30 protein-coding genes and 1 pseudogene are annotated in these 26,871 nt (G+C 46.4%); 18 read left to right on the forward strand and 13 right to left on the reverse strand.

The features are described from left to right. Positions 1-4 precede the first annotated feature (4 nt). From N7V53_RS13820 to N7V53_RS13860, 9 genes are all read left to right on the forward strand, one after another. Positions 5-376, forward strand: a complete 372-nt coding sequence (locus tag N7V53_RS13820) for a hypothetical protein (RefSeq protein WP_279793712.1) — start codon at positions 5-7, stop codon at positions 374-376. A 180-nt stretch (positions 377-556) separates the two neighbouring features. Beyond that, positions 557-925 (forward strand): hypothetical protein, encoded by a 369-nt coding sequence (locus N7V53_RS13825; protein WP_279793713.1) that lies wholly within the window; start codon positions 557-559, stop codon positions 923-925. Positions 926-1,007: 82 nt separating this feature from the next. Then, on the forward strand, positions 1,008-1,385 hold the full coding sequence (locus N7V53_RS13830) for a hypothetical protein (RefSeq protein ID WP_279793714.1): 378 nt from the start codon (positions 1,008-1,010) through the stop codon (positions 1,383-1,385). A 99-nt stretch (positions 1,386-1,484) separates the two neighbouring features. Beyond that, complete coding sequence (locus N7V53_RS13835) at positions 1,485-1,889, forward strand: hypothetical protein (protein WP_279793715.1); 405 nt, start codon at positions 1,485-1,487, stop codon at positions 1,887-1,889. Positions 1,890-1,940: 51 nt separating this feature from the next. Beyond that, positions 1,941-2,321 carry a hypothetical protein gene (locus N7V53_RS13840; RefSeq protein ID WP_279793716.1) on the forward strand — a complete coding sequence of 127 codons (381 nt, stop codon included), beginning with the start codon at positions 1,941-1,943 and terminating at the stop codon, positions 2,319-2,321. A 99-nt stretch (positions 2,322-2,420) separates the two neighbouring features. Continuing rightward, positions 2,421-2,792 carry a hypothetical protein gene (locus N7V53_RS13845; protein WP_279793717.1) on the forward strand — a complete coding sequence of 124 codons (372 nt, stop codon included), beginning with the start codon at positions 2,421-2,423 and terminating at the stop codon, positions 2,790-2,792. A gap of 272 nt (positions 2,793-3,064) precedes the next feature. Beyond that, complete coding sequence (locus N7V53_RS13850; protein WP_279793718.1) at positions 3,065-3,448, forward strand: DUF3592 domain-containing protein; 384 nt, start codon at positions 3,065-3,067, stop codon at positions 3,446-3,448. 23 nt (positions 3,449-3,471) lie between these two features. Then, positions 3,472-3,843, forward strand: a complete 372-nt coding sequence (locus tag N7V53_RS13855) for a hypothetical protein (protein ID WP_279793719.1) — start codon at positions 3,472-3,474, stop codon at positions 3,841-3,843. Between the two features lie 275 nt (positions 3,844-4,118). After that, on the forward strand, positions 4,119-4,433 hold the full coding sequence (locus tag N7V53_RS13860) for a hypothetical protein (RefSeq protein ID WP_279793720.1): 315 nt from the start codon (positions 4,119-4,121) through the stop codon (positions 4,431-4,433). Here the strand turns inward: N7V53_RS13860 and N7V53_RS13865 are convergent. Together N7V53_RS13865 and N7V53_RS13870 are read right to left on the reverse strand one after the other, a co-directional pair. Further along, positions 4,430-4,819 carry a hypothetical protein gene (locus tag N7V53_RS13865; protein ID WP_279793721.1) on the reverse strand — a complete coding sequence of 130 codons (390 nt, stop codon included), beginning with the start codon at positions 4,817-4,819 and terminating at the stop codon, positions 4,430-4,432. The two genes, N7V53_RS13860 and N7V53_RS13865, sit on opposite strands and share 4 nt — an antisense overlap. Before the next feature lie 44 nt (positions 4,820-4,863). Beyond that, a complete protein-coding gene (locus N7V53_RS13870; protein WP_279793722.1) occupies positions 4,864-6,573 on the reverse strand; it encodes a DUF4153 domain-containing protein in 1,710 nt (569 codons plus the stop codon). 337 nt (positions 6,574-6,910) lie between these two features. On the opposite strand from N7V53_RS13870, the gene N7V53_RS13875 reads away from it, so the two are divergent. Further along, the gene (locus N7V53_RS13875) at positions 6,911-7,327 is read left to right on the forward strand and encodes a hypothetical protein (RefSeq protein ID WP_279793723.1); all 417 of its coding nucleotides are present in this window, start codon (positions 6,911-6,913) and stop codon (positions 7,325-7,327) included. Between the two features lie 37 nt (positions 7,328-7,364). Here N7V53_RS13875 and N7V53_RS13880 read toward each other — a convergent pair whose 3' ends face one another. The 8 genes from N7V53_RS13880 to N7V53_RS13915 all read right to left on the reverse strand — a co-directional run bounded on the left by N7V53_RS13880 (position 7,365) and on the right by N7V53_RS13915 (position 14,999). Next, the gene (locus tag N7V53_RS13880) at positions 7,365-8,318 is read right to left on the reverse strand and encodes a fimbrial protein (RefSeq protein ID WP_279793724.1); all 954 of its coding nucleotides are present in this window, start codon (positions 8,316-8,318) and stop codon (positions 7,365-7,367) included. Continuing rightward, a complete protein-coding gene (locus N7V53_RS13885) occupies positions 8,315-10,801 on the reverse strand; it encodes a fimbrial biogenesis outer membrane usher protein (protein ID WP_279793725.1) in 2,487 nt (828 codons plus the stop codon). Before N7V53_RS13885 ends, N7V53_RS13880 begins: the two co-directional genes overlap by 4 nt. A gap of 10 nt (positions 10,802-10,811) precedes the next feature. After that, complete coding sequence (locus tag N7V53_RS13890) at positions 10,812-11,492, reverse strand: molecular chaperone (RefSeq protein ID WP_279793726.1); 681 nt, start codon at positions 11,490-11,492, stop codon at positions 10,812-10,814. A 75-nt stretch (positions 11,493-11,567) separates the two neighbouring features. Continuing rightward, complete coding sequence (locus N7V53_RS13895; protein WP_279793727.1) at positions 11,568-12,089, reverse strand: fimbrial protein; 522 nt, start codon at positions 12,087-12,089, stop codon at positions 11,568-11,570. 344 nt (positions 12,090-12,433) lie between these two features. Beyond that, the gene (locus N7V53_RS13900) at positions 12,434-13,045 is read right to left on the reverse strand and encodes a tyrosine-type DNA invertase (RefSeq protein ID WP_042713977.1); all 612 of its coding nucleotides are present in this window, start codon (positions 13,043-13,045) and stop codon (positions 12,434-12,436) included. Positions 13,046-13,263: 218 nt separating this feature from the next. Further along, on the reverse strand, positions 13,264-13,686 hold the full coding sequence (locus N7V53_RS13905) for a hypothetical protein (protein WP_279793728.1): 423 nt from the start codon (positions 13,684-13,686) through the stop codon (positions 13,264-13,266). 238 nt (positions 13,687-13,924) lie between these two features. After that, positions 13,925-14,266, reverse strand: coding sequence for an endoribonuclease SymE (gene symE / locus N7V53_RS13910; RefSeq protein ID WP_279793729.1), 342 nt, complete (start codon positions 14,264-14,266; stop codon positions 13,925-13,927). A 322-nt stretch (positions 14,267-14,588) separates the two neighbouring features. Beyond that, positions 14,589-14,999, reverse strand: coding sequence for a putative T6SS immunity periplasmic lipoprotein (locus N7V53_RS13915; RefSeq protein ID WP_279793730.1), 411 nt, complete (start codon positions 14,997-14,999; stop codon positions 14,589-14,591). A gap of 359 nt (positions 15,000-15,358) precedes the next feature. Between N7V53_RS13915 and N7V53_RS13920 the strand changes: the two genes are divergently transcribed. Then, entirely contained in the window at positions 15,359-15,625 is a 267-nt protein-coding gene (locus tag N7V53_RS13920) for a MarR family transcriptional regulator (protein WP_279793731.1), read from the forward strand. A 239-nt stretch (positions 15,626-15,864) separates the two neighbouring features. Here the strand turns inward: N7V53_RS13920 and N7V53_RS13925 are convergent, their stop codons facing one another. Beyond that, positions 15,865-16,038: a hypothetical protein gene (locus N7V53_RS13925; RefSeq protein WP_279793732.1), complete on the reverse strand. Its 174-nt coding sequence runs from the start codon at positions 16,036-16,038 to the stop codon at positions 15,865-15,867. Between the two features lie 1,064 nt (positions 16,039-17,102). On the opposite strand from N7V53_RS13925, the gene N7V53_RS13930 reads away from it, so the two are divergent. Together N7V53_RS13930 and N7V53_RS13935 are read left to right on the forward strand one after the other, a co-directional pair. After that, positions 17,103-18,194 (forward strand): Shedu anti-phage system protein SduA domain-containing protein, encoded by a 1,092-nt coding sequence (locus N7V53_RS13930; RefSeq protein WP_279793733.1) that lies wholly within the window; start codon positions 17,103-17,105, stop codon positions 18,192-18,194. 144 nt (positions 18,195-18,338) lie between these two features. Further along, positions 18,339-18,854, forward strand: a pseudogene (locus tag N7V53_RS13935) (transposase); the annotation flags it as partial. On the opposite strand, the gene N7V53_RS13940 reads toward N7V53_RS13935, so the two are convergent. Continuing rightward, complete coding sequence (locus tag N7V53_RS13940) at positions 18,804-19,139, reverse strand: helix-turn-helix transcriptional regulator (RefSeq protein ID WP_279793734.1); 336 nt, start codon at positions 19,137-19,139, stop codon at positions 18,804-18,806. The pseudogene N7V53_RS13935 and the gene N7V53_RS13940 overlap by 51 nt on opposite strands. A gap of 203 nt (positions 19,140-19,342) precedes the next feature. Here N7V53_RS13940 and N7V53_RS13945 point away from each other — a divergent pair, with 203 nt between their 5' ends. From N7V53_RS13945 to dndE, 5 genes are all read left to right on the forward strand, one after another. Beyond that, positions 19,343-19,612, forward strand: a complete 270-nt coding sequence (locus tag N7V53_RS13945) for a helix-turn-helix transcriptional regulator (RefSeq protein WP_076768976.1) — start codon at positions 19,343-19,345, stop codon at positions 19,610-19,612. A 132-nt stretch (positions 19,613-19,744) separates the two neighbouring features. Then, complete coding sequence (gene dndB / locus N7V53_RS13950; protein WP_076768977.1) at positions 19,745-20,830, forward strand: DNA sulfur modification protein DndB; 1,086 nt, start codon at positions 19,745-19,747, stop codon at positions 20,828-20,830. Further along, a complete protein-coding gene (dndC, locus tag N7V53_RS13955; RefSeq protein ID WP_054804004.1) occupies positions 20,827-22,461 on the forward strand; it encodes a DNA phosphorothioation system sulfurtransferase DndC in 1,635 nt (544 codons plus the stop codon). The genes dndB and dndC overlap by 4 nt, the downstream gene beginning before the upstream one ends. Beyond that, positions 22,451-24,460, forward strand: a complete 2,010-nt coding sequence (gene dndD, locus N7V53_RS13960; RefSeq protein ID WP_139568479.1) for a DNA sulfur modification protein DndD — start codon at positions 22,451-22,453, stop codon at positions 24,458-24,460. The genes dndC and dndD overlap by 11 nt, the downstream gene beginning before the upstream one ends. Further along, the gene (gene dndE / locus N7V53_RS13965) at positions 24,460-24,816 is read left to right on the forward strand and encodes a DNA sulfur modification protein DndE (RefSeq protein ID WP_279793735.1); all 357 of its coding nucleotides are present in this window, start codon (positions 24,460-24,462) and stop codon (positions 24,814-24,816) included. The genes dndD and dndE overlap by 1 nt, the downstream gene beginning before the upstream one ends. A 75-nt stretch (positions 24,817-24,891) precedes the next feature. Here dndE and N7V53_RS13970 read toward each other — a convergent pair whose 3' ends face one another. Next, positions 24,892-26,808, reverse strand: a complete 1,917-nt coding sequence (locus N7V53_RS13970) for a DUF262 domain-containing protein (RefSeq protein WP_279793736.1) — start codon at positions 26,806-26,808, stop codon at positions 24,892-24,894. Positions 26,809-26,871 lie beyond the last annotated feature (63 nt).

Consider the following 26,871-nt stretch of genomic DNA (forward strand, 5'->3'; position numbering starts at 1 on the left):
TATAATGGAATTTTTATCAAATATTTCGCCAAAGTTAGGCTGGTTTGTATCTGCAGGGGTATTGCTTGTATTCATCTATATAGGCATTACAAATTGGCGGAGCGCTTCTAATGATGCACGGATAAAAGAAAATGGGAGCAACTTAAAAGCGACCATTGTTAGTCTCAAGTTCGATGATATGCAAAGGATTAATAATCATCTTACTGCAGCTGTTACAGTAAAATATATATTTCAAGGTAGAGAAGTGGTTGCGAAACGAGGCATTGCTTTTCCTTTCATTGAGAAAGATAAATTTGTACCAGGTGCCGAATTAAATGTAAGAGTTGATAACAGTACTGGAAATAACTTTTACTTCCTTGATTACAAGACATATTAATTACAACCCTCAACTTGATAAGCCGGGTTCAGAAGAGGTGGTATGTTCATAGTTTTTCAAACCAAACTTGAAAACAGATATACCTCTTCTTCCCGATCAGGTTGAGATATGATAAAAAATCATGTGAATTTATGATCGAGGCTCCCTTGTACGAAGGAAACAGAAGGATGCTTGAATTAAATGGATTATGTTTTGAAAGCGTATTATTATATTTTTGTTGGCGTTGCAGCAACAGCAATTTGTTATTTAGCGGCTAAAACTCTGCTTGACAAAAAAATATCCACAGACATTTTAAAAGATCCTTATTATGTGGATGCAACGATCACTGAAATTATGCCGGGCACACCAAGTAGTTATGGCATTGTAAATATTACGGTTGATTACTCTTTTAAGGCTATAAATGGTAAGACATTCACGAAAAAAAACGTTCTGACCGCGATCAAAACAATGGATTTGCAGAAGTTCAAAGTAGGTTCAACAATACCTGTTGTTTATCTTAAAAATAACCCATCAAAAAACATGTTGAATATGAAAAATGCAGCAGAATAATAAAATCATTCTACTAAGATCGTGACTTTTAGTTTAAAAAAATAAACCAAAAGCATGAATGAAAATATAGGATCGTTAAATTATGGTTATGGACTTCCTTTCTTATATCATGCCTAAACTTGCATGGATCATTCCTTTATGTATTTTAATCTTCGTTGCATATGTTTTTATTACAAACAGAGAATCAGATAAGCTCGACGATTATATAAAAGAGAATGGCGTTGATGTTGAGGGGACTATGACAGTAATCAAGCCAGATGCAGCTCAAACCATAAACAATAAAATAGTTGCTGTCATTACAGTGCAGTATGAGTTTGATGGGAAAAGCATAACTTCTAAGCGTGGTCTTAGCTTTTATATAACAGATAAAGATAAGTTTGAGGTTGGAAATAAAATCAGGATAAGAATAAACCCTGGCAATCCGACGCAGTTCTATTATCCTGATTACAGGACGTACTAAATAGTTACATCAAAAAACATGATAACCACTGCTTTTTATAACAAGTAATCTGTGACTTTGATGTAATGCCTTCTAACTCATCTAATTTTAAGAATTGATATGATTGAAATATTTTTGAAAGCATTAGTTTACATATTCGTTGGCGCTTTTGTGTTAGCCATCTGTATTACAACTGTCCAAAATTTTATTGAGAAAAAAATAGCTAGAGAGATTATGACAGATCCCTGCTATGTTGACGCAACGATTACCGAGATAATGCCGGGCACGCCAACCAGTTATGGGATCGTCAATATCACAGTCGATTACTCTTTTACAGCTATAAACGGCGAAACTTACACGAAAAAAAACGTCCTGACCGGAATTAAAACGATGGATCTACCTAAATTCAATGTGGGTTTCACTATCCCTGTTGTTTACCTAAAAAACGATCCGTCAAAAAACATGCTTAATATGAGAAATGCGATAGAGGATTACCTGCGGTTTAGATGGAAAAAGAAATCCTGATGTTACTGCATAACTAGCTTTCAACAACAACAATAAGGAATAGAATATACAATGATGGAATTTCTTTCTTATATCATGCCCAAACTTGCCTGGGCCATCCCCGTTGGTTCACTGTTTTTTGCCGGTTATATAGCTTATAAGATAAGCGAATCCAACAAAACGGATACGTATATTAAAGATCATGGAATTAATATTGACGCCACTATTACTGAAGTAAATCCTGATGAGATTCAGGAAGTTAATAACAGAATAGTTGCGCTGGTATCGGTAAAATATAACTTTGGCGGCATGCTTATCAATGCAAAACGCGGCCTACGCTATTACCTTACTGATAAAGAAAAATTTAAACCCGGAAAGATGATTGGCATCAGAGTTCATCCTGACAAGCCGACCATCTTTTATTACATCGGGTACGAAAATGGACGACTGTAAATAGGGGGAAAAACCGAACCTGCGTACACCGATTTTCACCGTTACGTTTTTTTTCGAAAAAAATTTTTTCTAAGCGAGAAATATGAAAGGCAAAACATTATGGAAGTTATATCCTATGTCATGTTGAAGTTAGCCTGGATGATACCTCTGGTTGCTATGATTTTTGTTGCTTACGTAATCTTCAAAAATAAGCAGTCTGATAAAATCGATGCATTTATTAAAAAAAACGGCATTGATCTGGATGCCGCAATGGTGGAAATCATTCCAGATAAATACCAAAGAATTAATAATAAGATAGTTGCGGTGATTACAGTGCATTATGCTTTTCAAGGAAAAACCGTAACCTCTAAACGTGGCCTTAATTTTTATATAACGGACAAAGATAAGTTTGAGGTTGGAAGGAAAATCAGGGTAAGAATTAATCCTGGCAATCCGACGCAATTTTATTATCCTGATTACAGGACCTATTAAATAACTATACAGAACTGTACCATGACTGTCTGCTAGCGCTAAATGCCATAAATCCGGTTGTCGTATCCTTATTCTGGTTGATGACATGTGGTTTCATAATGCTTTAGATAATAGTAAAAGCAATCGTTTATCTTATTATTATAATATTTAACAGCATAGTACTCTGCTCAATGATAAATTTTTTGCTAAAAAACAGCCAAATTGTGTCGAAATTAATATCAATATGAACGATTCGTGTTAGAATATTTTTTATTATCTTATATGGATTCAGTATGGATAGCTTTCTTAAAACGATACACATCATACTTATTACGTTAGTGGTATTTGCCATCGCTCACTCATTAATAAGAGGTGTTATCGAGCGTTTTACCAAAAAGAAAATCCTTAGCAACCCTTGTTATATTGACGCAACTATTTTGCAGATACAATCGAAATTATCACCGAACAGCGAGTTTGCCTATATTCATGTTGAATATTCATTCATCGCAGAAAACGGCACGGAATATAAAAAAAGGAATGCGCAAATAAATATCAAAGCTAGCGAAATTCAAAATTACATTCAAGGAGCACCCATTCCTGTGGTTTATTTAAAAAGTAACCCTAATAAAAATATGCTTGATATGCGTGACGCAGCGCTTGATTATAAAAGACGATAATTACTATATCTGATGGAGTATCTATGCACCTTCTCTCCTGGATTATGCTAAAGCTGGCATGGCTTATCCCCCTGGCAGGCCTGATTTTTGCGGGCTACGTGGCCTTCCTCACCCATAAAAGTAATAAAAGAGATGCCAACATTAAAGAGAATGGCGTTGATATAGAGGCCATTATCACGGAGGTCGTTCCTGATAAATATCAAAGAGCCAATAATAAATTCGTTAGCGTCGTTACGGTGAAATATATCTTTTCAGAGCAAACTATTACCTCGAAAAGAGGCATCAGAGTTTATGTCACCGATAAAGATAAAATTAAAATGGGGAAATCATTAAGAATAAGAGTAAACCCTGCCAGGTCTGCTGATTTTTACTACCTCGATCATGAAAACTGTTAAAGACAGAATGCGCAGCGCATGACAGGTTACATCTTTTTTTAATTTTCATAAACGGGTAATCATTTAATTATTATTTGCAATCAGCCCTGTATAATAGATGCTCTTAAAACAGAATCGGCTAAAAATGTTAGAGCGCCGAATTAAAAAAGCCTATAATATTCAGTCTAATACAGCCATACAAAGTCAACATCTTAATCACGGAGAAACAGAACTATCATCATGGATTTTTATCAACCGTATCACCAAAGTTAGGCTGGATTATCACCGGTGGTGTAGTGCTTCTTTTCATTTATGTCGGCATCACTAACTGGCGGAGCCAGTCCAACGATGTAAAAACCAAAGAAAACGGCACTGATCTTAAGGCAAATATCGTTGATTTGAAGTTTGATGAGTATCAGGAACTTAATAATCATCTTACGGCAGCCGTGACGGTGAAATATATTTTTAAAGGAGAGGAAGTTATCGCCAAACGTGGTATTGCTTTCCCGTTTATTGAAAAAGAACAATTTTTTCCCGGTGCCGAAGTCAATATCCGCGTCGACAATGAAACCGGAAAGCACTTCTACTTTAGCGACTACAAAACCTATTAACTCTGTGGTGTTGCGGGGCAACTGCCCTCCTGTTTGCTACGCACTTTCACCAGCACCTGATGTAGCTGTCCGATGGAGAGATCGCGCACCACGGGCTCTGGCTCGCCGCGCAACCAGCGAAAAAAATAGCAGATGCCGAGTAGATCGAGACCTTCGCTTGTAAAGAGGTACTCGTTCTCCTTTAACGAGAAAAGCGAGCGGAAATCTTCTTCATCCGTTTCAAAACGGACAGCAAAAAACTTCTCTGCTTCTTCAAGAAGCTCAACGCCGTCATCACCGCAAATACCCAGATCATCTTCCAGCAGCGTGCTTTCATCGATCGCTTTGCGCGTACATCCCGAAAACTCACGCACAAAAGCAATTACCTCTTCTACGCTCGGGCTCACTGTTGCACTCCTCTCGCCCGGCTTTATGGCGCCGGGCGTAATGATTACTGGCCTTCAAAGCCGTAATACTGCACCGGATAGCGCTGACCGTTGATCTCCAGATCGCGCCAGGGTTTGCTGACGGTTTTCGGCATACTTTCGCGCAGCGCTTTTTCGGCGTTTTGCGACAGCGTGACGCTGCCCGCCTGACGCCACTCATTGCCCTGATGGGTATAGACCGAGATCCCGGCGTCGTTGCGGTTATAGAGCAGCACTTCCGGCGTGCCGTCGTTGTTGAGATCCTGCATCCAGATCAGGCAGGCGCGGCTATCCACCATGCAGGTGCTCAGCGTGTGATCGACATACTGCGTTTGTGCCTGCCACCAGCTCTCCGGCGGTGCTTCGCTGCCCGCGCGCAGCGGGATGCTTTTCTGCAACGCGTTAATGTCTTTCTTCGTGCCTTCGTGATAGCCGCCGAGGATTTGCATCAGCATCGCTTGTTGTTGCACCGGATCTTTAAGCCACTGCGGATGCGCCTTCAGCCTCTGCAACGCTTCTTTGCCACGACGCCCGGCGTTGCTTAACGTATAGAGATCGCCTTCATCCGCTTTTGCTTTGCCCTCGGCGTATCGCGCCAGTTGATTGTTAACGGTGATGCGCAGCGGATCGACAACCGGCGTATGCAACAAAAACCAGCCGCAGGCTGTTAGTGCCAGCATCAGAACGATAAAGCTGTTCATGTTAGCCGCGCCCTGCGTCCAGGCCCGGCGCTGATAGCTCACCAGCAGCAGAGACCCGATCAACGCGAGAAGCGTAAGAGCCACGCCGTAAACGCGATCCACCGTCCAGCCATATTCGGCGATGCGCAGCCACAGCGCCCAGCCCGCCAGCGCGGCGAGCAGCGGCGTGATCCACTGCGCCGCTAGCACCAGACGCGCAATCACCCGCGGCGAACGCGAAGCAGCTGGCGCTTTTTCGCCAACCATGGCGCTGAACGCCAGCATCAGCAGCGTCATGGTCAGCAGCAGTGTCGCGGCGGAGACAGAGGCCGGGATAATCGCCAGCCCGGTAAAGGGCAAGCAGGCCAGAAACAGCAGAGAGATAACCGCATGCAGCGGCAGCAGGACGCTGACCGCGAGCGTCAGCAGGTTACGGAACAGCCCGGCAGCGCCAGGCAGGCGTCGGCAAAAAACGATGCCAGCGGCGACGGCAGCACCCGTCGCCATCGCCGGGAAAAAAGGGTTATCAAAAAAGAGGTGCTCGAACAGCGTGATGCCAATCATGCTGAAGAGTTTGCTCCACAGCAGAAGCACCAGCCAGAACAGCCCGGTCATCACCGCAGTCACGCCCAGGGTGAAGGTGTTGTTCCACAGCGCGCCGGTGATAAAGGCATGTTTATCCGCTTTCTGCCCGGACGGCGTGCAGAACGTCGCCAAAAACGGCATCACCAGAGTAAGCAGAAATATCGATGCACCGAAGTTTGTGCCATGAAAATCATCGTTCGGCAGCCCAGGGAAGTTCCAGCGCAGCCAGCCGGTCATCAGCGCGATAAACGGCAGCGTCAGCAGCGCGCAGTGCCACGGCTTAAGGTCTTTGACGCGATAGAGCGTGAAGGCGAGCACGCTGGCAAATGCAATGGCAAGCGGCGACAGATAAATTGAGTAGTCATCATGCAGCTTAAGCGCGTCCGGCAACGCCCATAGCAGCCCGGCGAGCGTGCCGATAGCGATAATCACCCACCTGGTTTTTGCCGGGAAATCCTCTTTTTGCAACATCGCGGTTCCTTTGCTGTTTGGCTGTGTGAAACGTAGTTATACGCTTATTTTTTCGTCAAAAACCACTACGGGTTTTCGCTGGCTCTTTTCTTGCTCTGCTTTGTACGGCGCACGATCAGGCATTGTCCATGCCAAGGAGAGGAGCGCAATCACTTGTTTGGGTGGGAATTAAAATTTGCGCCCACTCTTCATCTTTTTTCAGACTTATTTCATGCGTGTCGTTTGATACAGAGGCAGGCGTAACGTTTTTCTTCACTACATTGATTTCGTTCTATCGATACAGTCGAGGGAACTGGCACTCTAAGCCCGACTGCAAACGGAGTGCGAAGGAAGAGATATGAAAAAACTAAAAAGAGCGTCAATGCTTATTCTGCTGGTCATCATTGGCTTTGTGCTGATTGATTGCAGCATGCAGAAAGTTGCAGAGCGCCACGAAGGTTATACCGAGGCAAACCTGTGGGCCTATTATCTTTACACCAACAGCGACATTCGCCATGCGCCGAGAGCCTCTGAGAAATATCACTTCACCTTTACCGCCGAGGATGGCACTCAGCCAAGGGACAGCAGCATTGTTTACGGTCCGGGCGCTGACATAACCGTTATCAGAAATTATTTAACCTCACTGGGTTATGTCAGCGTAAAGCGCGAAGGCTCACTTGAAAGATGGCAGCGCGAGGGGGAAATCACGCCCTACTTTGTTATTACCCGGGATCCGCAAACACGGACGCTGACGCTGACTCGCTCTGGTTTTTAAATATGCTTTCTCTTACCGCGCCATTTACTCCTAGCACCTACCGGTAAGTTAAGGTAAATGTCGCAGTTGCACTGGCGACACCTGCGCTGACGCGCGGTGCGGTCTGGTAATAGCGAGCTTTAAACTGGACGGTCTCGGTGCCGCCGCCGGGCGAGGTGTAGTAAATCCTGCGCTGCCCAAAGCGCACCGCCCGATCGTCGGGCGCAAAATAGAGCTGCACACCGACGCCCGTTGCCGCGATATCGCCAGGCGCGCTGTCCAGCTTCATCACGCCAGGCACGTTTGAGGGATCCTGTTCCGCATCGACCTGCACGTAGATACGGGCGTCTTTATCGCACTCCAGCTCAATCCAGAAATCTTTCCATTCGGTATAGGCGCTGGGGCCATAAAAGAGCGATTTTTCATGATCTCCCAGCAGCACATAGAGCTCCGGTGTCAGGATCGTGCAGGCCGTGGTGGTAACCGTGTTGGTGCCGCCCAGCATGACATTGGCAAAATAGAAGCGGCTGGCGATTGAGGCGCGAGCCAGCACGCCCGGGGTCAATGTTCCTGGCGTTATCGCGCCGGTTTTGATTAATTCCGCTTTCATACCGGCACCGATATAAACACTGGTATTCGGCGGCACGCGTTGATCGTAAGGCAGCTGTTTTCGGGATCCGATATTAGTTAAGCGAATCCCCACCCCGGGCAAATTCGTTGCATAAATTCTATTTCCGAGGGCACTCTGAGTACGCCACTGACTCATCTCCCAGCGGTAAATCCAGCTCTCAGTACATCCGGCGATGTTGTTCCCGCCGTTATAGGCACTCGTAACTGCCGTCGCAATCACGATACCGACAGGCGTATCACGTTGTACCGAGACGTTGCCGAAGCTGATGGCATTGCCGATCTCACCCGCCAGATTACTGGCAAAACCGCAGGCCGCTTTAACACCGCAGGAGAGGGACCAGAGCACCAGCAGGCCGGAGAGTGATTTTACGAACCGCGTCATGCCAGGCACTCCTCTTCTGTTTCAATTACCGGGCTGTTGCCGACGTTGTCCGGCAGCCGAAAATGGACTTCACACTGCTGATCCGCGTTCCATTTCACTTTGATTTTTCCCTCCTCCGGCACCCCCGCGAGATAGACCACGCCGTCATCGCCGACGATGCCGCTGCTCCCCTCTTTAAGCGTTGCCTGTGCGCCGAAGGGCACCGGCCGGCCCTGATAAGAGAGCTTCATCAGCACGCGCCACCCGACCCGGGTATTGAAGTTCGCCATCACCACAGCGCCGTTTGTCGGGGTAACGGTTTGCACTGCGCTATCGATATCCACCTCATCGCCAAGGGTAGTGGTATCCAGCACCACGCGGTTTTTCCGGTACGGCGTGACATAGGGCACAACCGCATAGCCACGCCGGTCGGTGTAGAGACCGGTGTTGCTCTGAACTTTCGCATCACGAGCGCCCGGCGCTTTCAGCACGGCCAGCGCCTGGCCCAGCGGTTGGGAGAGAGTTATGCCGTGCGGATGGGCAACAATGCCGCCTTTCAGGCCGTAGTTAATCTGCTGATAGTGCGCGTCATAGTTGTAGCCGCCGCTTATCTCCCCCTGCCCGCCTTTGTAACCGGCGCTGAGACTCCCCGCGCTGCCCGCGCCGTGATTACTGAGGCTCTGCTGGATGCTGTAGCTCAGGTTGTTGTCGGCAAGCGTCGTGCCGCTGAGCCCTACCTGCTGGCGAGTGTCGCCGTGCCGTGCGCTGTTCAGGCTGTAGCTCGCCCAGGCGTTGGGCAGAAAACGGCTAAGCGGCACCTGGACGCTGAAGGCCAGCTGTTGTTCTGCGGGCTGGGCGCGAGCCGGATAGGTGTTATAGCTGTAGGCGAGGTTGTAACTGATGCCACTAAAATTGCCGCTCCAGCCGGAGCTGAGCGTGCGTTCGTAGCCCTCCTCCTGCCAGAAATCTTGCTGATAACCGGAGAGATAAAGCGAACCGTAATCCCCCACGCTCTGGCTGAGATCGAGCTGAAGCTTTTGCCGCTTATTGCTGCCCTCCACGCGCCGATCGTTCGCCTCCTGAAAGGTGTAAAACCCGGCGGTGGAGTAGCGGTACGCCGCAAGGGTGAAGCGGGTATCGGTAGCCTGAAAATCCTTTGCATATTGCAGCCGGTAGGAGTGGCCGTGGTGAGCGTCGTTGCGGTTCAGCGTGCTCTGGGCAACCGACATATCGGCGGACAGGGAGCCGAGATCGCCAAGCCCAAAACCGAGCCCCGCCGCCCCGGCGTGGTAATTTTGCGCTGCGATCGTGCCACCAAAAAGAGTGACGGCGCGCGGCAGACCGTAGATAGCCGTCGCCTGACCAAAGGCTGGCTCATCGCTGGTTCGGTTACCGCTGCGATACTTCCCGGCGGTCAAAGCATATTTCAGGCGGCCTTCGCGCTGCATAATCGGCACCGCCGAGAAGGGCTGAATAAAGGTGTGCTCGCTGCCGTCCGCCTCTTTAATGGTGACGGTGAGATCGCCGCTGCCGGAGGTGGGATAGAGATCGCGAATAACAAACGCCCCGGGCGCGACGTAGCTCTGGTAGATGATGTAATCGTTCTGCCTGATGGTCACCTGCGCACTGGAGTGGGCGATGCCGCGGATCACCGGGGCAAAGCCGCGCAGGCTGTCCGGCAACATGTTGTCGTCAGAGGCGAGCTGCGCACCGCGAAACTGCACGCTGTCAAAAATCTCCGACGATGTGTAGCTGTCGCCAAGAGTCAGTTGCCCCTTCAGCCCTTTGATGTTGCGTTGCAGATAGGTGTTAATCGACGCCCAGCGGCTGCCGTGGTCGCTGGCGTAATGCCCGGTCGAGTCGTTACGCAGCCGCCACGCCCCGAGGTTCACTCCGCTTTGCAGGCTGGCGTAGTAGCTGTCGCGTGAGCCTTTACCCACATCAAGCCAGCGATGGCTCCCGCTGAGGCTATAGTTCAGCTGCGCGGCAGTCACTCCCTCGTCCCACTCGGCAGGATCGACATCGCCTCTGGCACGCGCATCCATCGCCGCCTGCGGCAGACTGACGTTGAGCCTTAACTGGCTGAACCGCAGTTCGGCGGCGGCCATCGGGATGTAATGGCCGAAATCCTCAAGCGGTTCCTCCGGCGAAAGCGCCGCCAGCTCGGGAAAGGCATCGATTTTCACTCCCCAGCTTCGCAACATCGCGGGCGTGATCTGCGCATGCAGATGCTTGTCTGCACCCGCGATAAAAGCAATATCCTGCGCCTCCCCCTGCTTTTCACCGTTCACATAGACGGTCACGCGGTAGGTGCCCGGCAGCTGACCGTCCGGTTCAGCAAAGAAGGCGAGATCGGCCACCGGCTGGCCCGGGTTATCAAGCTCCAGCGCATGAAGATTAAACATCTCGCGCGCGTCCGCATGGCGAAGGTAGCCGGGCAGCAGCAGCACTATCGGCACCAGCGCCGGTAAAAACGCCCGCTGCCGCGAAGTCGGCATTTTCATCACCTTCCCCTCAGAGCGGCCGATGTTCAACCCGGCTGACGCCGCCGTAATCGCTGATCGCCTGCCAGCTGACGCGCGAGACCGCAGCCGAGGGCAGCGTAAAGCTGGCGTTGCCCAGGGGCGGCACCATATCAACGTCCTTAACCTCGGTTCCGTCCACCTTCAGGGTGAAGAGCGTGACGTAATAGGGCGTGGGATTGGTGACGGTCAGGCAATTGCCGCGGTGCGTGAACCGCAGATTTTGATAGGCGCTTCCCGGCTCGCCCGGCAGCCCGCCGGGGCGGTAGAAGAGCTTGATGCGCGATTTGATCACCACCTGCAACATGTTGGTGCGCGCAACGCTGTCATCCATGGCGGGAATCGATTTAACGTTCAGCCAGAACACCGATTCGCGATCCTGCGCCAGCGCGCCGCCAGTGCGGATGATGCGCAGCAGGTTCTCTTCATCCGCGTTGATGCGAAACAGCGGCGGCGTGACGATAAAGGGCGCTTTGCGACCCTGCTCACCGCTATCGACCCAGCTCTGCACCAGATAGACATTTGATTTATTCGGGTTGCGGACGGAGAGCGAGGCCTCTTTTTTATCACCGTTATAAATAACGCGCGTCCCACCAATCACGATCCCGGCCTCTGCCGACCCGCAAAGCAGAGCCAGCAGCAACGCCAGCACAACATGCAGATGCCTGTTCATCTTCTTCTCTCCGGAGACAACATCCTTGTTATGCGGAGATACACCGTTAATGTGTATCTCCGCGTCAGTCGGGCGTTAGCGGTAGTTCAGGGTGAACTGCGAGGTGGCGTTAGCCGTACCGGTGGTGACCGTCGTGCCGGTCGAGACATAGCGGGCGGTGAAGTCCAGCGTGTTGCTGCCTTCATCGAGGGTGTAATCGCCCGAGGCCGAGTAGAGCGGAATGGCAGAGCCATTTTTATCCGCAATTTCGATCCCGACGCCGCTCGCAACGTTACTTCCGCTGTCCAGCGACAGCAGGCGCTGATTAACCGCATGCGCGGTGCCGTCGAATTTCACTTTCAGCGCGGTGGCGGTGTCGGGGCAATCATTGAGCGTAATGCTGAAGTGTGTCGGGGCAGCTTTCAACCCGGCAGAGCCGTTGAGCGTCGTCACGGAGACTTTGCCTAAATCAACGTTCATGCTTTGCGAGCCGCTGTCGACCGCGCAGGTCTGGTCGGTGATGCTGCCGGTGAAGTAGATGGTGCCGTCTGCGGCCTGCGCCGTGCCGGCAAGCCCCATCCAGACGATAAAAGCCGTGTTTGCTAACCGCATTTTCATTTTCTTCTCCTTGATAAAAATGACGCAGAGCCATGCCCTGCTCTACAACGGCGGCGAAAAAATCTGCTTCAGACTTTCCCGTTAGTGCCAGAGTGGTGAGTTCAGCGGAAGATTTTTAAAAACAGAGAAAGGCAGCATAAAACGTCAGGGAAAGCGCTTTTTGGCAAGATAAGAGAGATAAAATAACGGGACGTTGAGAAGATAACACTGGCAACGTGAACAGCTGGATCACGTTGCCAGTAAAAGTTAATGCGTTATTACGACGTGCTTGCAAAAAATAACGATTTAAAAACAGCAAGATAACGTCTTGCCTGAAGAGGCATCAGAAAAATTTTGACTCTACCCTAAATTTTTCTGATACTACTTTGCGTTTTGGCACTAAATGGTTGATTTTGCGAAACATCTCCCCAGACATTGAGAAACCGCTGCGTGTTGGTGGCCGTGTAGATCACCGTATGCCGGATGTTCCGGTGCCCGAGATAATCCTGTATCAGACGCGTATCACGCCCCAAATCTGCCAGCGCGTAACCGCACCCGTGCCGCAACATGTGCGGATGAGCGGAGATGCTGATTCCCCCCAGTTCGCCATAGCGTTTAAGCAGCAAGCGCACCTGATGGCGCGAGAGCGGCCCGCCTTTTTGCGAGAGGAAGAGCCAGTCGCTGTCCGCATCCCGCCAGCGGCGACGCTCGTTCAGCCAGCGCGTCAGCGCAGGCAGTTCGGTGTCGAACAGCGGATGCTGCGTGGAGAGGCTGTTTTTGAGCCGCCGGACGTAGACCGACCGCCCGACCAGATCGATATCGGACAAGCGCATATCGCACAGTTCGCTGACGCGCAGCCCGTGTAAAAAACACATCTGGATGAGGCAGTAATCCCGCGCAAAATGCAGCCCCCGGTCTGTTGCCAGCAATATTTGCCTCACCTCGTGGCGAGTCAGGTGTTTTCTCTTAACTGACATTGTCTTACTCCTTACTTAAAAAAGGGGAATAAAATCAGGCCAGTACCGTGAATGTAGCCCGGCCTGAATCCAGCGACAGGATAGCATTTTGGAAAGGGGGAGTTGGGGAGGAATTTTTTAAGGGGGTTATTTGGCTGGGGGATAAATTCTTCACAATGGGAGGGCATCAGAAATGTCCCCCGCATTATTTCTACTTTTTAGCAGAAGAAGTATTTAAATTAGGGCTTCTCTACCACCGATACAATGACGGTTTCTGGCTTCGGTATGACACCTACCGAGACGGAGGTTTTGGGGTCTGCGCCTTGCCAGCACTCCCCTTCAATATCGCAGACACCAAGACGCTTATATCCGTTTTCTTCAAGATAGGTCTTTATTCTGCTCGCATCGGTGGTACCTGAAAACGTCACATCGTAAATAAGCAGATCCGGGCCAGTGACATTGGAATACCCGAACCGATAATTTTCAGACACGCGCGGTATTTTCTTTAACAGTTCTGGGGTGAAAAATTCGTACTCCCGTTTATCCTGCTCCGTATAGTTAGCGCTTTCAGCAAAATCCATTTTGACGTAGGGCCATGCGTAAACCAGGCCTGCGGCGATGACGGCAATCGTTGCGAGTAAAATTTTCGTAGAGGTTTTCATACTATCGGTGCGCCCTTTCCTGATTGCATAAAGCTTCCATTAATGGTTGATATACCTACGTTGCCTGAGTTCCAGTCAGTATAAGGCCGAATGGTTTGCATGAAAGCAGGTAAATGGCCGTGATGCGGGCTGGCATTGGGGAAGCGTTCAGGGCGCGGGTAACAGACCTTCTGGTTGAAATGACCGCCTTCTGACAATGAACCGCTCCCGTTTTTTTTTGCCGGGAGCGGTTTTCCATTCAGGCGACTTTCTGTTTACCGGAAATCACTCCTATAAACTCCTGCACCTGCTTCTGTTTCCGCGCTGAAAGCTTGCAGGCCCGGCGCAGCGACTGCATCAGTTCGCTCTCTTGAGAAGCGGCTTTTCGGGCGGTGAGCACAATGCACCCTTCCATTACTTTCACATCTACCCCCGTACCGCTGGCAAATCCGGCGGCTTCCAGCCACTGCCCTTTCATAATGATGGCGGGAATACGGCTGTAATCCGGATAGCGGCTCGCATAAGTTACGGTCAGTTGACGGTTATTTGCCGGTGAGACTTCTGGTTCAAACGGTTGTGCAATAGAATGCGTGTCAGTCATGATTGCTATTCCTGTTTAATAGTGATTGTGATGAGCGGTGCGGGTGTGTTGCAGCACATCCGCATCGCGCTAAAAACCTGTACATATCACCAATAAACAGAAATAAAGTCCAGATAAAAACAGGATAAAATAAGAAGCTTCTGAAGCCATTTAAATATAAATATTTAGGATTTATTTTTGAGAAATAATAAAAAGCGCATCTAAAAGACGCGCTGAAAATAATTTATTAATTAAGGATTTCATTCCTACCGAATAGAGCGTCCAGAATGACTTTTTTCCGCCAGACCTGGTTTTACACCCACAAGGCAATCCTCTCGAAATTCTAATATTCACTACGGCTGTATTGTTTCAGCTGCAGGTGACCATTTTCACTCTTCTCCAGCGAGAACCGCGCGGCAAACAACTTACCCGGCCCGGTTTGCGGGTTTGTTAACTTATAATAAGCCGCATACCTGTCACCCGGCCTGAACTGAAAATCAAACGTGGGCAGGCATTGACCCTGAACAACCGGGAGCTGCTGATCAGGCTGACCAAAGGTTTTGTATACCTCTCGACCTGATTCAGTACCAAACTGCACAGAGAATATTTTATCGCCCGCCCTGGCCGGAGCGGTAATGCATACCTGATTGTCAACCAAACGGGCTTGTGCGGGGTACTCTTGAGGAACAGGATCCATAGGCCCAGGGCAGCCCGTGAGCAGAAATACAGCCGCGATTAAAATGAATTTATTCATCGTCTACCCTCGCCCATAAATGATTTTTTCATAGAGTGCAGGAACATCTTTTAAATGGTCTATACCCCGGTAATTGCCCATCAGTTTATCTCCTTGATTATCGCGCCACGTTCTCATTCCGTATAAGTAACTTGCTAGAATTGATTTGTCTCATCGCCCTTCCTCCTGTTACAGCTCTCAGCTCTTGGGAGAAGTTAAACACCTGGTTTCAAATCATACCGATTTATCATTACAATCTTTGCATAAATTGTCTTAGACTTCCTCAGCCATTACATATTAATCTTAGATGAACTATTTCTGATAAATAGACGACTTAAATAACTTTTCGAATATCTATATCACTTAGGATAATTATCATAATGACAAAACAATGTTTGTTAACTGCTACAGAACGCCAGGTTTTGAAAACTATGGGAGAAAAAGAGATAGACTGGACCTGGATGATGCTGGATCGCACTCTTGCTATTCAGGGTATTCCCGGATTTAGTAATGTTGCGCACATATTAACCAAGTTGATGAGTGCCGGAATGGTTGATGTTGTTTATGTTTCATCATCCTCACGCCCACGTTATCGCGTATCAGAGCAAGGCCGCCAGCTTTTGTGCCGTAGAGATACTTCTTTGTAGTATTGGTATTAAATGCTACAAGTTCCTGGCCAGTTTTAAGAAAATATAAGTTCTTTGCAAGCTGCATATACTCAGATACAGGCAGCCCGCAAAATTACAAGATGGAATATTTTTATGGAAAAATACTATGTTCGCCAGCGATACCTGATTGTTAAACCGTATCTCAACGCGCTTAATTTAACCGCCGATGGATTAACTCTACCAAAAAGTTAGTTTGTAACATTGCCGATCACAACCAACTACTCGGGGTTGCTCTCCAGGTAGCGGATGGTAACTTCTTTCCCGGCCCGATAGTTATCTGCATCAAAAATTTTCACGGTAACATCTTTCGGGACGATAACCTCCTTTCCGTTAGCTATGAATTTAACAAAGAGATGCAATGAAAGACGCCCTTCAGCATTTTTATTTTTCATGCTGCTCTGACTGAATAATTAGCGCAAAAGTTTCTATACCATTATTTTTATGTATTCGTTTTCACGGCCGTAAATGATGTTATCCCGGATACTAATAACGACAAGAGTCACTATCCCTACTGAGAAAATAATAGGATACCACTTTGTAGTATTTACTATTTTCATCACTCAGAAAATACTTCTTAAAGCGCTGAAGAAAGGCTTGGCATGCTTTCAGAGCCACCGGTTATACTGAAAAACCTTTTATTATGAATTTTCGATTTAGTCTTAATATTAGGTGCATCCAGGTTCAGCCTCGTTTTAACTTTGAGCGTAAAGAGCATTAACAATGCCTGTCAGAAAGTGACTGACCAGATGATTAGCAGTTCTGTGAAGCTGGCACATAGATAAGTAAAGATGAAAAACCCTCGCTGACTATGCGGTACCTGCGGCAAGTTCAGGAAGAAATACTCACACAGGCCAGCCAGTAATGTATGAAAACGGTGAACCTAAGTAGTGTAATCATGGGGCAATATGCCATATCTTATATGCCGTTCTGGCGAGCATGTTAAAACTGTCGAAGCCATTACGCTGAAAAGCGTTGTTACGCTACGCCATTATCCGAAATGAGATCCATCTTTTTATGGCGCTACAGTACAAGTATACTCAGCAAATACTGACGCCGAACAATCGTGGCGTTTTTTCCAAGGAGTACTTTTTTTCGTCGATGGTCATTGGTCATGGGTTTCGACCTACGCTCTGGTGATGGGTAAACGCCCCCCTTTCTAAATATCATGTACTCGTGGAAAGAGAGCGTTCGAGGATAGGAATTTTTTATAAATAGCGTGAAATGTCGGAACTGGTAGGCGCACTATGAAATACATATAAAAACAGTATTATCAGATAGTTATAAAAAAATGTAGCTTTATCCTAACGACCCGCCATATGCGTCATATTGTTTTTTTTCATGTAAAGGCTTTCAGTTTATCCTTATACATGGAATGCTGATTAGTGAATAGTTTAGCCTGATATTACAAGTGCGACCACAGGTGCAATAATGATAACAGCAGCAGGAGGTTACTAATTTGAAAGTTAGCGATTTTATATTTCAGTTCACACCAACCAGCCTGTCGCGAACGGACAGCTTATGTCGGGTGCGTATTTTTGTTAATGAAAAGGCTATCTATGCTCTGCTAACGAACGTTGACGGAAAATACAGCCCCGCTAGCGTAACTAATTATATTGAAGACATCAGGAAACAACTTATTGAAAAAGGTTTTATATCCGAGAATACTTTCATCATTGAACATGATGAGGACAAATTATCAGGATATGGTTCATTTTTCAGAGTCAATTTTAGTTTCAATGGCTCACCAAGTTGGGAGACTATTTCTATTGAGAAAACCGTAGAACTATTTGAGTGTAATCCTCAAGAACTACTGGATAAGACGTTAAAAAACAGGCGTCTTTTTAACCAACTAGAACGACTCCACGAAACAATACGTCCGTTTGGCACAGATATATGGTTTGAGAATTATGCTGTACTCTCCCAGAAATTTAAAATAGAAGATAGCGCTATCACTAAGAGTGAATTATCTGCTTTTTTAACGAAAAACCCAAAAGAAAGAGAACTGGCGGCTTTTTTAAAACGGGATCTAGCATTTTTTGCGGATTTATATGCCGTCCCCCCCGATGAGTATATCGTGATTCCTGAATTCAAAATTGAAGAAGGTGTTGTGGATTACGCCATATTTTCAGGCCGCTCAAGCATGGACGTTACTTTGATTGAAATTAAAGGGGCCAATTTCAATTTCATGGGATCAACGGGTTACTATAATTTATCTTTCAAAACCAATGAAGCACTACAACAGGTCAGAAAAAGAGAAGGCATCATCATCAGGAATTATCCCAAATTCCGGAAATATTTTCACGATGTCCGCGAGGCTGTGGAAAGAGGCAAGAATACTCACCAGGCATTTTGCGGACCACAAGGCAAAATACTTGTCGATCCCGATAAGGATATTAAAATCAAAACGGTTGTTATCGCGGGTAGATCTAAGAACGATCTTGAAGAGAGTATCGAGAGACATAACCTTGAGAGAAATACATCGCTCCCCCTGAGGCTGGAAAGCTGGGATAGTCTGCTCAATAAGTTGTCCGGATATAGATCAAAGTAACATCGGCTATGTCAGGCATTAACTTTGCCCTCCCGTGATATGCCAGTAACTCCGAACTTACGGAATGTGAAATATCGTGGTTGTCTCTGACAAACCAAATTTCAATGTTAAGAATGTCTTCATAAGCCACATGAAGACATCCCATTGAAGAGGCTTTTTTCCGACGAACAGATCATTAGTATCATCCGCGAGGCTAAAGCCGGGATTTCTGCCCGTGAGCTCTGCCATAAGCACACCATTTCAGATGCCACATTTTATGCATGGCGTAAAAAGTGTGGAGATATGGAAGTGCCTCAGGTAAGCGCATGAAGTTGCTTTAAGAAGAGAAAGCGAGAGTCAGGAAATTCCTTACCGAATCTATGCTGGATAAGGAGGCACTTCAGGTGGCTTTTAGGCGACAGTACTAACGACAGACCAGAAGCGGAACACTGCGATGTTGATGTGTGATGCGACCGCCCTGTCGCAACGTGATGCCTGCAGACTTACCGGCTGCCCCTGGCGACCTGCCACCAAGATGCTCAGCGTCCATCTGTCGATGCTCATTTGTCAGGGCGTATTACTGAGCTGGCGCTTGCGCGCAGACGTTTTGGTTATCTGCAAATTTGGCATCTACCGCGCCGTGAAGGCTTCCATGTTAATCACAAGCGCGAGTATGGATTGGCGCTGCTCGGCATCAACTTTGTTCCATGCAGCGATCAGTGCTGCAAGATCGTCATCTTCGGCATAGAAATAAGCGAGCGGAACCTCAAGCACGCGTGCCAGCTGCTGGACTATTTCGATATTCGCCTGATGGATGCCCTTCTCATAGCGATTGATTCGCGGGCTGGCAACAAACTCATCAATGCCTGCCAGAATGCCGAGCTGCTTTTGCGACAAGCCTTTAGCGAGGCGCGCTGCCTTGAGCCGCCTGCTAAATACTTCATTGTGCGAGGGAGAATTTTTCATGGCTACGATAATCGTAGTAATGCTTATCGCCTGATACTACGAAATACGTAGCTCTGTTAGCTGTTTTGGTCTTTGCACTGAAGTTACAGCAAATCTGGATCCTCCCTGCAAAACTACGAAATACGTAATTTACCCTCTGTTCGCAGAACTACGAATAACGTAGTATTTTTGTCGTTAGCTCACCAAAACGGAGGATCAAAGGAATGAAAGCAAACTGGCATAAAGCTGACGTGATAGCTGCGGTGCATAAGAAAGGAACCTCACTGGCTGCACTTTCCCGGGCGGCTGGCTTGAGCTCTTCGACCTTAGCGAATGCCCTGGAAAGACCATGGCCTAAAGGCGAAGCCATTATCGCAAATGCGATTGGTGTTCTGCCGCAGGAGATTTGGCCGGAAAGGTATTACAGAGAGGGGGAATTGGTGGAAAGGAGGCTTCTAATTCGCAATCCTTTATCAATAAAGGATTTACGTTAAAAAAGACGTAAAGTTGCGATTGATCATGTATTCATTGTTTCAAAAATGCTTTTTTGACTGGCTCATATGTTAATCTAGAAGGTTTTTACGTAAAATATGACGTAAAAACCTCCTCGAACACACGGAACTGCCATGGCAAACTTCGATGCTGATTACTGCTACTCTTTCCCCGCTGTGCGAGGTATGCAAGCTGGAAGGCCATTCTACATTGCGACTTGCCCGATGCGCATCATACCTAAAATTTTCAGCTTTGACGAAACGGATGTCCCGCCAGAGCTGCGAGCGCAGCGCATTTTGAATAAATCTCGCATACCTGAAATGGTGCGTTATCTGCTTGAGAATCCGAAGGATTATGTCTTTTCGGCTCTCACTGCATCGATTGCTGTGGATGTGCAGTTCGATGAGTTTTCCGGTTCAAATAACCTTGGAACATTGCGTGTGCCAATGGATGCGCAAATTCTTATCAATGACGGTCAGCACCGTCGTAAAGCGATCGAGGATGCATTGTCGGAGCGACCTGAACTGGGGCAAGACAACATTCCGGTCCTGTTTTTTGTTGATGAAGGGTTGAAGCGCAGCCAGCAAATGTTTGCTGACTTAAACAAATATGCCATTCGCCCAAGTCCTTCTTTGTCGGCTCTGTACGATCATCGCGATGTAAGCTCAAACCTTGCGCGTTACCTGGCGATGTCTATTGAACCTTTTGTCGGTCTTACGGAGCTCGAAAAATCCAGTATTAGTACACTTTCAAATAAGCTCTTCACGCTTAGCAGTATCAAGCAAGCGACCCGTGCGCTTTTGGGTAAAGACCCAAAAGTTGGCAGTATCGAAGACAATACCAATATAGCCGCGATTTACTGGCAGGCAGTTTTCCAGGTCATGCCTGACTGGCAGCTTGCCGCAAGAAAAGAAGTCTCTCCGGCGCAGTTACGTCAGGACTATGTGCATGCCCACGGTATTGGACTGCAAGCTTTAGGTCTGCTTGGTCGTGCATTACTGACTGAAGAACCTGAGCAATGGCAGGAAAAAATTAAAGAATTGAAAAATTTCGACTGGCGCAAAAGCAACCCTGAAATGGTTAAGCGAGCAATGCAGCATGGCAAGTTGAGCAAGACTGGCACTTCAATTCAGCTAACCTGTAATGCGTTAAAGCAAGCGCTCTCTCTCCCACTTACCCCCGAAGAACAAGAGCTTGAAGCTCAAATGGTTGCCTTATGAGTAAATTAGTTCAGGCCTTTGATCTGGCCGAATATGAAGACTTTATCAATCAGGAGCAGTTCTCAGGACGCCCCCTGGCTGAATATGTTGCTGAAGTGCAACGAATTTATTGTGCGGATAAACGCCCTTGGGTAATTGGCTACAGCGGTGGGAAAGATTCTTCCGCCGTGATCACCCTGGTATATCTGGCGTTGCTCGGACTCCCTCCGGAAATGCGCAGTAAAGATGTGTTTTTGGTCTCATCCGATACGCTGGTAGAAACGCCAGTTGTTGTTGATCTGATTAAAAAAACCATGTTGCAGATAGAGGCTGGCGCTAAACGCAATGGCCTCCCGATCACTCAACATGCAGTAATGCCAAAAACCAATGAAACCTTCTGGGTTAATTTGCTGGGGAAAGGATACCCAGCCCCAACCCGGAGTTTCCGCTGGTGTACAGAGCGCATGAAAATCAATCCGGTTAGTGATTTTATAAAAGATAAAGTCAGCCAGTTTGATGAAGTTATTGTTGTTCTGGGTTCGCGTAGCAGCGAGAGTTCATCGCGTGCGCAGGTCATCGCAAAACATAAAATCGATGGTACACGCCTTGCACGCCACACCACGTTACCCAATGCATTCATCTATACACCGATTGATACATGGGATGTGGAAGATGTCTGGAAATTATTGAGAGGAGCGTTTCGCTACTCTCCTGATGATATTGAAGAGTGGGAAAGCCCGTGGGGTGGTAATAACCGTCCGCTATGGACGTTATATATGGATTCTTCTGCACAAGGTGAGTGCCCGCTGGTCATTGATGACAGCACCCCCTCTTGTGGCAACTCCCGATTTGGTTGCTGGACATGTACTGTCGTCACGAAAGATAAAGCGATGGAAAGTCTGATACAAAACGGTGAGGAGTGGATGTCTCCTCTGCTCAAGTATCGTGATCTCCTTGCGTTCACAACCGATCCTGTTAACAAGGATACTTTCCGTAACTACAAACGTCGTACCGGGAAAGTGAGCTATCAATACGCTAAAGATGGCGAAGATATCACTGCAGAACGCAAACACGTGCCGGGCCCGTACTGGCTCAAGTATCGCCAGCAGTGGCTAAAAGACTTGTTAGAAATCGAACGCGATTTGAATGCGCAAGGTCATACCATCACGCTGATCACACAGCCGGAGCTACATGCTATTCGGCAAGAGTGGCTGAAGGATCCCAACGAACCAGATTGGTACGATACCCTGCCCGGCATTTATCGGGAGGTTTACCAACGCGATCTGGACTGGGTTGTTGACGATCAATCCAGGTTTGATGCCAGCGATGCCGATTTGCTGATGCAAATTGCACAAGGTTTTGACGTTGAACCTGAAATGGTAATGAAGCTGATCGAGCTTGAAACCTCAATGGAAGGTTTGAGCCGTCGCCAGGGAATCTTCGACAAACTGGGTACCATCTTGAAACAAGATTGGGGCACGCTGGAAGAGATTCAGCAGCAACATGCAAAATTACAAACGCGCAATGACCGTGATATTCATCAGGAAGAAGTAGCAAAACTGGAAGCTGAACTTCAGGTATTACAACGCAGAATCGTTGATGCCAGTGAATCATCTCTCTTTGCCGGCGAGGAAAACGAACGTGTTAATTAAGCAACTGGTTTTGCGCAACTTCCGGGTATTTAACGGTACGCATACCATTGATCTGGCTCCCAGAAAGCGACCAAATGATACAAACCAGCGTCCTATCGTCCTCTTTGGTGGGTTAAATGGCGCAGGCAAAACCTCAATTTTATCTGCCATAAGATTGGCGTTGTATGGACGTCTGGCATTCGGTCAGGCCACTCAACAGCAAGATTATGTTGAACAGCTCAGCTCCCTGGTTCATAAGGGCGCTTATGTCACAGACAATCCTGATGAAGCTGCCGTAGAGCTGAGCTTCACTTACAACAAAGATGGGCGTGAAGCCGAATTCACTGTCACGAGAAGCTGGAAAAAAGGCAGGAAAGATAATTTATCGCTGCAGCAAGATGGGATCCCTCTTAAAGAGATGAATTATGATCAATGCCAGGGATTCCTTAATGAATTAATCCCACACGGTATTGCTGACCTGTTCTTTTTTGATGGTGAAAAAATTGCTGAACTCGCAGAAGACGAGTCCGGTAAGATCCTGCGCACTGCGGTACGCCGCCTTTTGGGGCTGGACCTCATCGCAAAATTGCATAACGATCTGACGATTTTTATCAAACGTCAGCAGACCAACCAGCTTGAAGGTTCGCAGCAGCAAAAGCTGGCAGAACTCGAGGCGGAAGGCCAAAAGTTAGCATTTCAGGCAGAAGAACTACTCGAAAAAGCTGACTTTGCAAAAATACGTATTGATCTTTTATCCAAAGAAATCATTCGCTACGAAGGGCAATTGAACGCTCAGGGCGGCGCATTTGCGCAAACCAAAACCCAGGAAAAGATTAAAGTTGAGACGCTCCTGAAAGAAAAAGAGCGGCTCGAAAAAGCATTGCGTCAGGAGTGCGATGGATCATTACCCTATGCCCTGGCTCCCAATATTTTAGGGCAACTACTTAAAAGAATTGCTGAAGAAGCAGAGATCAAACAAGCCAAAAGTTTTGAGAAGGAGCTGGAGAAGTTCCTGGCACAACTCAAAAATGATATTGCGTTCCGCACTAGTAGCGGGAGTAGTACACAAATTATCGCGACCGAAGCGATCGCTGATAATTTGAAAGATTACATGGCGGCAAAGCCGAAGGGTGATTTGCTCTTTGATGTTTCTGAAAGAGAAGCAGGCATGCTGCAGCAATCAATTGAGCAAGATAGCCAAAAAGCGTGGCAGCGTTTCGACTCGTATCGTCTTCAGTTAACTGACATTGAGCAACAACTAGAGCAAGCAGCCGCCAATATTGCGCGCGCACCGGAAGACGACCAGTTAATGGATATCTTTGACAAGCTGCGCGAGCTTGATAAAGAGCGTGAGAAAAAACGCCAGGAATATATATCCCTGCTTGATGAAGCCAGAAAAATAAAGCAACAACAGCTAGATTGCGTACGTAAAATCCAGAAAAACCACGATCTTGCGCGTAATCAGCATGGCTCTAACAGCGCATTGAGAAACGCACAAGAAGCTATTAACTTGCTTAGCCGATACAGTGATGTCTTAACACAAGCACGAGTAAAAACGCTGGCAACAAACTTTGAAAATGCCTACAGAAAATTAGCGCGGAAGGAAGATCTGCAATTAAATGCCCATATCAACCCAGATACATTTGATGTCGAATTGGTTGATGAAAATGGCTCAGTCATTAATCGCAAATTACTTTCTGCGGGCGAAAAGCAAATTTATGCCATTGCCATTCTTGAAGCGTTAGCAAAAACATCTGGGCGTGACTTGCCTGTGATTATTGATACGCCATTAGGCCGTCTTGACTCACAGCATAGGGATAAGTTGATCAATCATTATTTCCCTGAAGCCAGCCATCAGGTCGTATTGTTATCTACAGATACTGAAGTGGATGAACGCTATTTCGTTGACAGGCTGCGGGATGACATTTCGCATGCTTATGAAATTGTATTTAACGCGCGAACCAAGTCCTCTTCGCTTAAACCGGGTTATTTCTGGGAATTAACTAAGGAGGCAATCTGATGCTCCCTAATCGCATGCAATTAAGCCGACAGACAGAAGAGCAGCTCAAAAAATTGAAAGGATACACTGGCGTCACCCCAAATGTGGCCGCACGTTTAGCTTTTTTTCGCTCAATTGAGAGCGAATTTCGTTATTCACCAGAAAGAGATACTAAGAAACTAGATGGTTCTTTAGTGCTGGATAAAATAACGTGGTTAGGTGAGACCCTTCAGACTACGGAATTAGTGCTTAAGATGCTATATCCACATATTGAACAGAAAGAAGCTATAAAAGCATGGGCTGCACATGTGGAAGATGGAATTGCTTCTTTAAGAAACTATAAAGGTTTAAACGAATTCACTAACGCACTACGTTAAACTAGCACCTAACCTTTATTTTGAAGGTTAGGTGCATTCCATGATTCAATATTAAGGATAAACTCAATTGATTAATTAATCATATTCTATATCAGGCTCGGTTTCATCAAGCTCATAATTATCAATAATTTCGTAATCTTCAAACTTAACTTCAATATCAGTACATTGAGGTATATTTTGCTTATACACCTCGGGTACTTCAATATATCCTTCATCCTCTTTAAATGGAATTGCCCATCTATCGACAGCGAATTTAACTAAATCTAACTCACGCTTCAAAATATTCATTTCCTTCCATGAAGAACCATCAGTATAATTTTTTAAGTTTTTTTCTGAATTAGTTGCTTTTTTATGAGTGTAGAAATACTCGCTTTCTTGGTCATATAATTTTTTATCAATAGGTTTTCTACCTAAAAATGAGTTCCCTTTAGTGAGAACTAAATTACCTAACCGATTCACAAATTTATCTGCAATCAAAGGATTGGGCCAATGTTTTTCCCACCAATCTGCGTCACGGTGCTCTCTTGGCAATATATGTTCGATCGAGTTTTCTTTCTCTTCATCCGAGCGAGCCCAAGGAATACGATGGACGCCAGAGGCAGAAATACTTACTTCATACTCGTATAAAAAGTAATAAAGATATCCAATCCAGTTTTTATAATTCAAATCCCCACTCATTAATTTATTAATTGAGCTTCTTAAGTTAGCACTTGAACTAAGCAGCTTACCCAACTCACTTATAATAAACTGAGCATCCTTATTATTCTTCAAAACTTGATTTGCTATATTAAGTATAACTTTAGAATTCTTATCTACTCTGTATCGGGACAGTGCATGCATTCGGAATGTATAAATTTCGCAAGCGCGACATACTTTTTCGAAATCTTGTTTGCCATTTTCTGATTGGTTTGACAAATATGCTGCTGTTATTATTTTTTTAGTTACTCCTTGTAAACCTAAATTATCAATTGAATCCAACCATTGCCCTGCGCCTTTAGAGCACAAAGAATTATAATATTGATCTTTATATCGAGAGTTAATAAATGAGAACGCCTCTGAATATGAGACCCAATAATCAATAAAACCTTTAAAGCTCCTTTCTTTTTGAGCGTTCTCACCCTCTAAAAGGTTTCGATACTCTTTAACAAAAGAATCATGCACATCGTTATTACCGGTATTTACTCCATGGTAAACCGAATAAAGCTCAGCGATAAAGGCATTTTCAATATTTCTAGAGCTAACTTTAAATTTTTCAAGGTTACTAATAGCCGTATACCATTTATCTTCTGGCGCGACATCCATCCCTCTTTTATCAGAGATCAAAATACAAAAGTTTTTTATTTTATCGAACTCAGTTAATGGCAACCCTCTTGAATTTATCGCATCAAATGTTAGGTAGCGATCTATACGTGCACTTGCCAAATCAACATCAATTATTTGAACTTGCTTACAGACTTTATTTCTTAGTTCAATAAGCTCATCTCGCAAATCTATTTTATTAACTATAGAAGCAATATGTTCTTTTGCTTTTTGAAGGCATCTCATAGGAGGGGTAAGCACGCCCGGTAAAGAAGGATGCCCAAGAATATGATGCTTGAGACATTCGTCTAAGGCAGTGTTTTGGTTTTCAATCCTAATACTTATCGAGCCTTTCTTGTAGGTTATTAATCTACTCAGCCCATCAGACTCAACAGTCTCACGCTCATCAATTTCCAAAAATCTACGGCGTAATTCATTAATTATCAATAAAAACGTGGTCAGCCGCTGCTGGCCGTCCTCAAGTATATATTGATAGGTCGGTGTTTTATCGATTTCATCTGTAAAGTCACCGCATTTTGTACAGATTACAGTCCCTAAGTAATGTGACTGATCCCCCATTAAGTCTAAATCGCTAAAAAGATCATCTATCTCTTTGGGTGTCCAACTGTAACCCCTCTGATTTTTTGGGATAACGTAAACTCTGGAGCCAAACATTTTTTCTAAACTGATCATACCTGTTTCCCTAATAAGATTTTTCCTTCTTTATACCAAGCCCACACAAGCTTGAAAAGAGCG

Origin of the sequence: Kosakonia sp. HypNH10, assembly GCF_029850615.1 — a bacterium.
Classification (GTDB): domain Bacteria; phylum Pseudomonadota; class Gammaproteobacteria; order Enterobacterales; family Enterobacteriaceae; genus Kosakonia; species Kosakonia cowanii.

Excerpts from the sequence above, each read along its gene's own strand:
- N7V53_RS13820 (WP_279793712.1), top strand. The coding sequence starts at position 5 with ATGGAATTTTTATCAAATATTTCGCCAAAGTTAGGCTGGTTTGTATCT.
- N7V53_RS13825 (WP_279793713.1), top strand. The coding sequence starts at position 557 with ATGGATTATGTTTTGAAAGCGTATTATTATATTTTTGTTGGCGTTGCA.
- N7V53_RS13830 (WP_279793714.1), top strand. The coding sequence starts at position 1,008 with ATGGTTATGGACTTCCTTTCTTATATCATGCCTAAACTTGCATGGATC.
- N7V53_RS13835 (WP_279793715.1), top strand. The coding sequence starts at position 1,485 with ATGATTGAAATATTTTTGAAAGCATTAGTTTACATATTCGTTGGCGCT.
- N7V53_RS13840 (WP_279793716.1), top strand. The coding sequence starts at position 1,941 with ATGATGGAATTTCTTTCTTATATCATGCCCAAACTTGCCTGGGCCATC.
- N7V53_RS13845 (WP_279793717.1), top strand. The coding sequence starts at position 2,421 with ATGGAAGTTATATCCTATGTCATGTTGAAGTTAGCCTGGATGATACCT.
- N7V53_RS13850 (WP_279793718.1), top strand. The coding sequence starts at position 3,065 with ATGGATAGCTTTCTTAAAACGATACACATCATACTTATTACGTTAGTG.
- N7V53_RS13855 (WP_279793719.1), top strand. The coding sequence starts at position 3,472 with ATGCACCTTCTCTCCTGGATTATGCTAAAGCTGGCATGGCTTATCCCC.
- N7V53_RS13870 (WP_279793722.1), bottom strand. The coding sequence starts at position 6,573 with ATGTTGCAAAAAGAGGATTTCCCGGCAAAAACCAGGTGGGTGATTATC.
- N7V53_RS13875 (WP_279793723.1), top strand. The coding sequence starts at position 6,911 with ATGAAAAAACTAAAAAGAGCGTCAATGCTTATTCTGCTGGTCATCATT.
- N7V53_RS13880 (WP_279793724.1), bottom strand. The coding sequence starts at position 8,318 with ATGACGCGGTTCGTAAAATCACTCTCCGGCCTGCTGGTGCTCTGGTCC.
- N7V53_RS13885 (WP_279793725.1), bottom strand. The coding sequence starts at position 10,801 with ATGAAAATGCCGACTTCGCGGCAGCGGGCGTTTTTACCGGCGCTGGTG.
- N7V53_RS13890 (WP_279793726.1), bottom strand. The coding sequence starts at position 11,492 with ATGAACAGGCATCTGCATGTTGTGCTGGCGTTGCTGCTGGCTCTGCTT.
- N7V53_RS13895 (WP_279793727.1), bottom strand. The coding sequence starts at position 12,089 with ATGAAAATGCGGTTAGCAAACACGGCTTTTATCGTCTGGATGGGGCTT.
- N7V53_RS13900 (WP_042713977.1), bottom strand. The coding sequence starts at position 13,045 with ATGTCAGTTAAGAGAAAACACCTGACTCGCCACGAGGTGAGGCAAATA.
- N7V53_RS13905 (WP_279793728.1), bottom strand. The coding sequence starts at position 13,686 with ATGAAAACCTCTACGAAAATTTTACTCGCAACGATTGCCGTCATCGCC.
- symE (WP_279793729.1), bottom strand. The coding sequence starts at position 14,266 with ATGACTGACACGCATTCTATTGCACAACCGTTTGAACCAGAAGTCTCA.
- N7V53_RS13915 (WP_279793730.1), bottom strand. The coding sequence starts at position 14,999 with ATGAATAAATTCATTTTAATCGCGGCTGTATTTCTGCTCACGGGCTGC.
- N7V53_RS13920 (WP_279793731.1), top strand. The coding sequence starts at position 15,359 with ATGACAAAACAATGTTTGTTAACTGCTACAGAACGCCAGGTTTTGAAA.
- N7V53_RS13925 (WP_279793732.1), bottom strand. The coding sequence starts at position 16,038 with ATGAAAAATAAAAATGCTGAAGGGCGTCTTTCATTGCATCTCTTTGTT.
- N7V53_RS13940 (WP_279793734.1), bottom strand. The coding sequence starts at position 19,139 with ATGAAAAATTCTCCCTCGCACAATGAAGTATTTAGCAGGCGGCTCAAG.
- N7V53_RS13945 (WP_076768976.1), top strand. The coding sequence starts at position 19,343 with ATGAAAGCAAACTGGCATAAAGCTGACGTGATAGCTGCGGTGCATAAG.
- dndB (WP_076768977.1), top strand. The coding sequence starts at position 19,745 with ATGGCAAACTTCGATGCTGATTACTGCTACTCTTTCCCCGCTGTGCGA.
- dndC (WP_054804004.1), top strand. The coding sequence starts at position 20,827 with ATGAGTAAATTAGTTCAGGCCTTTGATCTGGCCGAATATGAAGACTTT.
- dndE (WP_279793735.1), top strand. The coding sequence starts at position 24,460 with ATGCTCCCTAATCGCATGCAATTAAGCCGACAGACAGAAGAGCAGCTC.
- N7V53_RS13970 (WP_279793736.1), bottom strand. The coding sequence starts at position 26,808 with ATGATCAGTTTAGAAAAAATGTTTGGCTCCAGAGTTTACGTTATCCCA.